This window comes from Enterococcus sp. HMSC061C05 (genome assembly GCF_001814765.1).
In the GTDB taxonomy this organism is placed as follows: domain Bacteria; phylum Bacillota; class Bacilli; order Lactobacillales; family Enterococcaceae; genus Enterococcus_B; species Enterococcus_B lactis.
Map to the genome: position 1 here is coordinate 21,623 of NZ_KV817755.1, position 7,023 is coordinate 28,645.

The window sequence follows — 7,023 nt, forward strand, 5'->3', positions numbered from 1 at the left end:
TTTTAAATAACCGCCTTATAGCCTAGTCCCCGTACTGTCATGATTTGAAAATCTTCCGTCTTTTCAAAACGGGTCCTTAAACGTTTGATATGTACATCGATCGTTCGTTCTTCTGTATTCGTATCTAATCCCCAAATGTCATCCATCAACTGTTGGCGAGTGAAGATCTTGTTGGGATAAGACAGTAATTTATACAGAAGCAGAAATTCTTTTTGAGGCAGAATCAACGAATGCTGATCTTGTAACACTGTATAAGTATCCAGCTCTAATTTTGTTTGTCCAATCATCAAGCTACTGCTGTAATTGATTTTTGAACGTCGAAGCAATGCTTCCACACGTAGGATCATCTCATTGACATCGATGGGTTTTGTCATATAATCATCTGCTCCTAGTTTGAACCCGCGTTTCTTATCCTCAAAATCGGCCTTTGCCGTAATCATCAGAACAGGTGTGTCAAATCTGGTGCTACGTAATGAGTCTAGCAAGTCATAGCCATCCATTTTCGGCATCATGATATCTGTAATGATCAATTCTATACGTGTCGCTTCTAGTTTTTTCAGCGCATCCTCTCCATTCAGTGCAGTGATGACTGAAAAGCCCGCTCGTTCCAACACAGAACGGTAAAGCAACTGTAATTGCGGATCATCTTCTACTATTAAAATACGATTCATTGTTCTCCCTCTGTTTTTTGAAAAATTTCTAGATTTTTTCTTGCAGTTCATCTTCAGTTAACATTTATTTTGTATACTACAATCATTGTTCTGATATACTTATTAGTATACCGAATATTTCAATACGGGAGAAGGGTGATTATGCTTCAATTAAAAGATATAAAAAAATATTATAAAGTCGGCGAAACCACCACTAAAGCATTGGATGGTGTATCTGTCGCTTTCAGACAAAAAGAATTCGTAGCGATTTTAGGTCCTAGTGGTTCTGGTAAAACGACTATGCTGAATGTGATTGGTGGACTAGATAATTATGATTCCGGTGATATGGTGATCAACGGAAAGTCTACTAAAGACTTCAAAGACAACGACTGGGATGCCTACCGAAACAATTCTATCGGGTTCATTTTCCAAAGTTATAACTTGATTGGTCATTTAGGCATTATTGAAAATGTTGAACTTGGGATGACATTAAGTGGTGTTTCTAAAGACGAAAAACGAAAACGGGCAGAAGATGCCTTGCATCGGGTCGGCTTGACAGATCATATGCACAAAAAGCCAAATCAGCTATCTGGTGGACAAATGCAGCGGGTAGCAATCGCTCGAGCGCTAGCCAATGATCCAGATATCCTTTTGTGTGATGAGCCAACCGGAGCTTTAGATACAGAAACAAGTATCCAGATCATGGAACTGATCCAAGAGTTATCGAAAGAAAAATTAGTGATCATGGTCACACATAATCCTGAACTGGCTAATCAATATGCAGACCGGATCATTGAATTTTCTGATGGTAAGATCTTAACGGATTCCCATCCTCACATCGAACGACCAAAAGATGATCAATTTAACCTACGCAGAACGAAGATGAGTTTTTGGACAGCGTTGAAGCTTTCTTTCAACAATATCCGAACAAAAAAAGGACGTACTTTCTTGACTTCCTTTGCTTCCAGTATCGGGATCATCGGAATCGCGATCGTCCTTTCCCTTTCTTCTGGTTTCCAAAAGCAAATCGATAACACGCAAGCTGAAACGATGGCGAAATTTCCGATCACTATTTCTAAGGTAACGACTAACCAGACCCGTGACGATGCTGGATTAGGTGCAAGCAAAGCAGAGTATCCAGACAGCAAAACGATCACAGCAAAAGTCAGCGAAGAAGACAAAGCACAGCATACGAATAAGATCGATCAAACCTACGTCGATTATGTAACAGACATCGATCCTAATTTAAGTAATAATATTGGGTTTACTCGTACAACAGGAATCAATCTTTTACGTGATGTAAATGGCAAAGTACAGCCTGTCAGCTTCTCGAATCAAAACCCTGATGCGGAATCTCTTTCCTTGTCTAGTACGATGTCAGCAATGACAGGTGTGGGAGTGTCAAGTTTCCCTACACAGCTTGACACTAGCAAAGAAAACTTTTTAAAAGACAATTATTCTTTACTTGCCGGAAGTTATCCAGCCTCAGCAACAGATGTCGCGCTGATCGTAGACGGCAACAATAATACTAATATCAATGCATTGAAAAATCTTGGATTTGATGTGAAGGAAGACGAAAAACTTGATTTCGATGAGATCGTCGGTACAACATTCAAGTTAGTAAACAACAATACTTACTATACAAAACTTCCAACTGGGAATTTCATTCCTAATACAGATTATGATTCGATGTACCAGAATTCTTCAGATGAATTGAAGATTTCAGGAATCCTACGCGTGAAGTCTTCTTCTACAATGAATCTCTTATCGCCAGGAATCGCTTATAGTGATCAATTAACGACTCAAATCGTCAATGAGAACAAAGAATCCGAAATCGTCAAAGCCCAAAAAGACAGTGATGTAAATGTCTTAACTACTGAAAAAGTTGACGAAAACGCCAAACAAACATTGCTTAGTTATTTAGGCGGAGACAGCTTGCCTTCAAGTATCATGATTTATCCGAACAATTTTGAAGACAAAGAAAAAATCTTGGATTATTTAGATGATTACAATAAAGGCAAATCAGATGAAGATAAAATCATTTATACTGATTTAGCTGGAACGATGACTGAACTGACTGGCGGATTGATGGATGCTATCACTTATGTCCTCATTGCTTTTGCAGGGATCTCTTTAGTAACAAGTATGATTATGATCAGTATCATTACTTATACATCTGTGATTGAACGGACAAAAGAAATCGGTGTACTAAAAGCTTTAGGTGCACGGAAAAAAGACATCACTCGCGTATTTGACGCAGAAACGTGTATTTTAGGTATTTCTTCTGGGATACTAGGTGTGTTTATTGCCTGGCTAGCTACATTCCCTATCAATAGCATCTTGTACAGCATGACGGATCTAAAAAATGTTGCGCAACTAAATCCTGTCCATGCGATCATTCTAGTGATTGTCTCTACTGTATTGACGATGCTTGGCGGTCATCTTCCTGCACGAATGGCAGCGAAAAAAGACGCTGCTATCGCTTTGCGTGCAGAATAAAGCTATTCGTTTTTTCCAATTACTACAAAGGGTGGTGACAAAATTGTTGTCACCACCCTTTTTTTGAATAAACAGCTTTTCATAACCACTCGATAAACGGCGTTCTTCTTCCAACTCCTCGGTCACAACCTCTGATTCACGGTGTTCCTGAAGTAGCTTCTTCGGAAATAAGCCGAAATGTCACAAAAATTTGAGAAGCAATTTTCGTACATTCCTTCTTATTTCTTGAAGCTGACCACTTCTGTCACAACCTCTTGCCTATTTATAATTCTGGAATATGGTTTTCCCCTTTGAGCCACAGTTCTTGCGGTGTATATTTGTCTTTTCCATTTATGAATACTGTTCCATCTGCTTCAATCGTTACTTCAGTCCCAATCCACATATTAGTAGACAAAGCGAGAAGATTTTTTCTTTTTCCTCTTCCTTTTTTTCCAAATTGCAAGGCATCGGTTATCTCTTCTGTCCAATGAGATTTCACGTATTTTACTTCCCCGTTTTCAAATGTAACTTTCAAAATATTCGCTATATTTTCTACTTTTACTGCTTTAGGAAATGACTCCTCCATTTTTTTCACTTTCCTTCCATTAGCATTTAGTATGCGCTTTCTTATTGTTGTAAGTATATCATAATTTATTCTATTATCAAAAAACCGTATCCATTCCATTAAGGAATATTTTATCAAACAAGTTGAATTGTTTTCCTCCTTTGTACCTTTTACTATAGATAGGTAAAGACAACTAAGGAGGAATTTTTCATGACAGATCAACCGTATGATTTAAGAAAAGTCATCGAAGAACTAAAAACACTTCCAGGTCAATATCACGAAACAGATATTGAAATCGATCCTGAAGCAGAATTATCTGGTGTTTACCGTTATATCGGTGCTGGCGGTACAGTAAAACGTCCGACTCAAGAAGGACCAGCTATGACTTTCAACAATATCAAAGGTTTCCCCGGCACACGTGTGAACATCGGGACAATGGCTAGTCGTAAACGTGTAGGTGAAATTTTGCACCATGATTATCGAACACTTGGCCGTTTCTTGAAAGACGCTGTAGAAAATCCAATCAAACCTGTGAAAGTAGACAAAGCAGACGCTCCAGCACAAGAAGTCGTTCATCTAGCTACCGATGCAGACTTCGATATTCGCAACATTTTGCCTGCACCTACAAATACTCCTGAAGATGCAGGTCCATACATCACGATGGGTGTAGTCTTAGGATCAGATCCAGAAAAAACAATGAGCGATGTAACGATCCATCGTATGGTCCTAGAAGACAAAGATACGATCGGTATGTACATCATGCCTGGTGGGCGCCACATTGGTCACTTCCAAAAACAATTTGAAGCATTGAATAAACCAATGCCTATCACTATCAATATTGGTTTAGATCCAGCAATTGCCATTGGTACGACTTTCGAACCACCTACCACTCCACTTGGCTACAACGAACTATGGTGTGCAGGAGCTTTGCGTAACGAACCTATTCAAATCGTTGATGGTGTAGCAGTCGATGAAGTGGGTATTGCTCGTGCTGAATTCATCATTGAAGCAGAAATCATGCCAAATGAAACAATGCAAGAAGATATCAACACGAACTCAGGGAAAGCAATGCCAGAATTTCCTGGTTATACTGGGGATGCTAATCCAGCTGTACAAGTAGTAAAAGTCAAAGCAGTTACTCATCGAAAAGACAATCCAATCATGCAAACAACGATTGGTCCAAGTGAAGAACACGTATCTATGGCCGGTATTCCTACAGAAGCAAGTATTCTTGCCTTGGTTGATAAAGCTATTCCAGGAAAAGTAGTAAATGTCTACAATCCTCCTGCAGGTGGCGGTAAATTGATGACCATCATGCAGATTCGTAAAGAAAACGAAGCGGATGAAGGTATTCAACGCCAAGCAGCTATTCTTGCCTTATCAGCCTTCAAAGAATTGAAGACAGTCATTTTAGTCGATGAAGATGTTGATATTTTTGACATGAACGATGTAGTTTGGACTTTCAACACTCGTTTCCAAGGAGATAAAGACATTATTGTGCTCCCAGGAATGAGAAACCATCCATTGGACCCATCAGAATTACCAGAATATAATCCTGGCTCTATTCGTTTCCGTGGGATGAGTGCAAAAACTATCTTTGACGGTACAGTTCCTTTCGATATGAAAGAACATTTTGTACGTGCAAAATTCCAAGAAGTAAAAGATTGGGAAAAATATTTGAAATAATGAATGATCTGCAACTGTTTTGACATCATAAAAAGGAGTGCGGAAAATGGAACAATTGGCACAACGGAAGAAAAAAATCGTGATTGGTGTAAGTGGCGCTTCGGGCACCATTTATGCCATCAACCTAGTGAAGAAACTAAAAGAATATCCGATGGTAGAAACACACGGAATCATCAGTCCATGGGCAAAACAGAACTTAAAGCTGGAATCCGACTTATCCCTAAATGAATTCGAAAGCCTGTTTGATTACCATTATTCAAACAAAGATCTAGGTGCTGCTGTCGCCAGCGGATCATTTTTGACCAATGGAATGATCATCGTACCGGCAAGTATGAAAACAGTCGCAGGTATCTCTGTTGGTTTAGGCGACAACCTGATTGCACGTGCTGCTGATGTAACAATGAAGGAGCAACGAAAGTTAGTCATTGTCCCTCGTGAAACGCCATTAAATGCCATTCACTTGGAAAACTTGACTAAATTAGCACGACTAGGTGTGCAAATCATACCACCGATCCCTGCTTTTTATAATCAGCCTCAAACGATCCAAGATCTTGTTGATCACCATACAATGAAACTTTTGGATCAATTTGGGATTGTAAATGAACATTCAAAACGTTGGCAAGGTGATTAATATGGAAAAAGAAACGATAGTTGAAGTAACAAAACTAGGTTTCACGATCCAAGCCGTTGTTAAAGTAATCGGTAAAGACTTATTGATTACTTTAACAGGCGGAGATACACCACATATCGGAACAGTCACTACATTTTCTCGTGATACAGAGATCCAAACTGTACGTTTCCCTAGCCACGATGGTCGTTTCCACAAAGACGATGTCTTAGCCGAAAAAATAGCTGTGGTCATCAAAAATGCCGTTCCAGGAAGCTGTACAATCACTTCCGGTATCCATGTTGACCATATCTCCAATGCACAAATCAACGCTTCTTTTCCGATGTCAGAAGAGTTAGGTTACAAGATTTTAGATTGGTTGGAAAAAACAGATTTCCATATCAAAGAACCCGTTTATTATAAAGATGGTGAAAAACCATTATGAAAGAAGAGGTTGTGAAATCAGCGTTATGAGCGAATACCGAGGGTCAGCTGATTGAACACCGTTTATCAAGAGGTTGTGACAAAGCCGCTTCGTTTCGAGTAGTAAGAAAAATTTTGTAAACATGGGTTTCCACATTTTTGCATAAATTAGACTTACTACCGAGAAACTGGCTTTTGAACACCGTTTATCAAAGAGGTTGTGACACATCTTTTGTCATAACCTCTTGTTTTTATTTTTGCTTCACTGTAACTGCTACGATATCACCAATATCTTTTCCGATGTTTTTACGAATATCTTTTCGTAGTCCAAGGATATAGCAGACCGAACCATCTAAATTTTTCACGCCCATATTCACGATACTGCCTTCGTACGGCACATTATCAAAAGTTGCTTGAACTTTCACTCTTCCAGCACCGAATTCTTCTCTTATATCATATGGAAAAACAATATATGCGCCACCCTTGCCGACTTCGGAAGCATAGATTTTTGATTCAAAAGAATAAGTTTTCCTCATTTTATTCCTCCTATTTTTTACATCTAGTATAGCATAGCAAAAAAAGAAGGAACTGTGACAAAAGTCTTGTCGCAGTTC

Annotated in this window: 7 protein-coding genes; 4 read left to right on the forward strand and 3 right to left on the reverse strand. The window is 39.0% G+C overall.

Translation table 11 applies throughout. From position 1 onward, the window contains the following. Positions 1-2: 2 nt before the first annotated feature. The gene (locus tag HMPREF2988_RS10820) at positions 3-671 is read right to left on the reverse strand and encodes a response regulator transcription factor (RefSeq protein ID WP_002315931.1); all 669 of its coding nucleotides are present in this window, start codon (positions 669-671) and stop codon (positions 3-5) included. Positions 672-812: 141 nt separating this feature from the next. On the opposite strand from HMPREF2988_RS10820, the gene HMPREF2988_RS10825 reads away from it, so the two are divergent. After that, the gene (locus HMPREF2988_RS10825; RefSeq protein WP_070770637.1) at positions 813-3,149 is read left to right on the forward strand and encodes an ABC transporter ATP-binding protein/permease; all 2,337 of its coding nucleotides are present in this window, start codon (positions 813-815) and stop codon (positions 3,147-3,149) included. A 262-nt stretch (positions 3,150-3,411) separates the two neighbouring features. Here the strand turns inward: HMPREF2988_RS10825 and HMPREF2988_RS10830 are convergent, their stop codons facing one another. Then, the gene (locus tag HMPREF2988_RS10830; RefSeq protein ID WP_002320403.1) at positions 3,412-3,723 is read right to left on the reverse strand and encodes a hypothetical protein; all 312 of its coding nucleotides are present in this window, start codon (positions 3,721-3,723) and stop codon (positions 3,412-3,414) included. Between the two features lie 180 nt (positions 3,724-3,903). On the opposite strand from HMPREF2988_RS10830, the gene HMPREF2988_RS10835 reads away from it, so the two are divergent. Genes HMPREF2988_RS10835 through HMPREF2988_RS10845 form a run of 3 tightly spaced genes read left to right on the forward strand, consistent with a single transcriptional unit; the run spans position 3,904 to position 6,431 of the window. Beyond that, positions 3,904-5,379, forward strand: coding sequence for a UbiD family decarboxylase (locus HMPREF2988_RS10835; RefSeq protein ID WP_070770638.1), 1,476 nt, complete (start codon positions 3,904-3,906; stop codon positions 5,377-5,379). 46 nt (positions 5,380-5,425) lie between these two features. Beyond that, complete coding sequence (locus tag HMPREF2988_RS10840) at positions 5,426-6,010, forward strand: UbiX family flavin prenyltransferase (RefSeq protein ID WP_070770639.1); 585 nt, start codon at positions 5,426-5,428, stop codon at positions 6,008-6,010. 1 nt (position 6,011) lies between these two features. Continuing rightward, the gene (locus HMPREF2988_RS10845) at positions 6,012-6,431 is read left to right on the forward strand and encodes a prenylated flavin chaperone LpdD (RefSeq protein ID WP_070770640.1); all 420 of its coding nucleotides are present in this window, start codon (positions 6,012-6,014) and stop codon (positions 6,429-6,431) included. 229 nt (positions 6,432-6,660) lie between these two features. Here HMPREF2988_RS10845 and HMPREF2988_RS10850 read toward each other — a convergent pair whose 3' ends face one another. Continuing rightward, positions 6,661-6,945: a DUF1905 domain-containing protein gene (locus HMPREF2988_RS10850; protein WP_002329606.1), complete on the reverse strand. Its 285-nt coding sequence runs from the start codon at positions 6,943-6,945 to the stop codon at positions 6,661-6,663. Between the last annotated feature and the right edge of the window lie 78 nt (positions 6,946-7,023).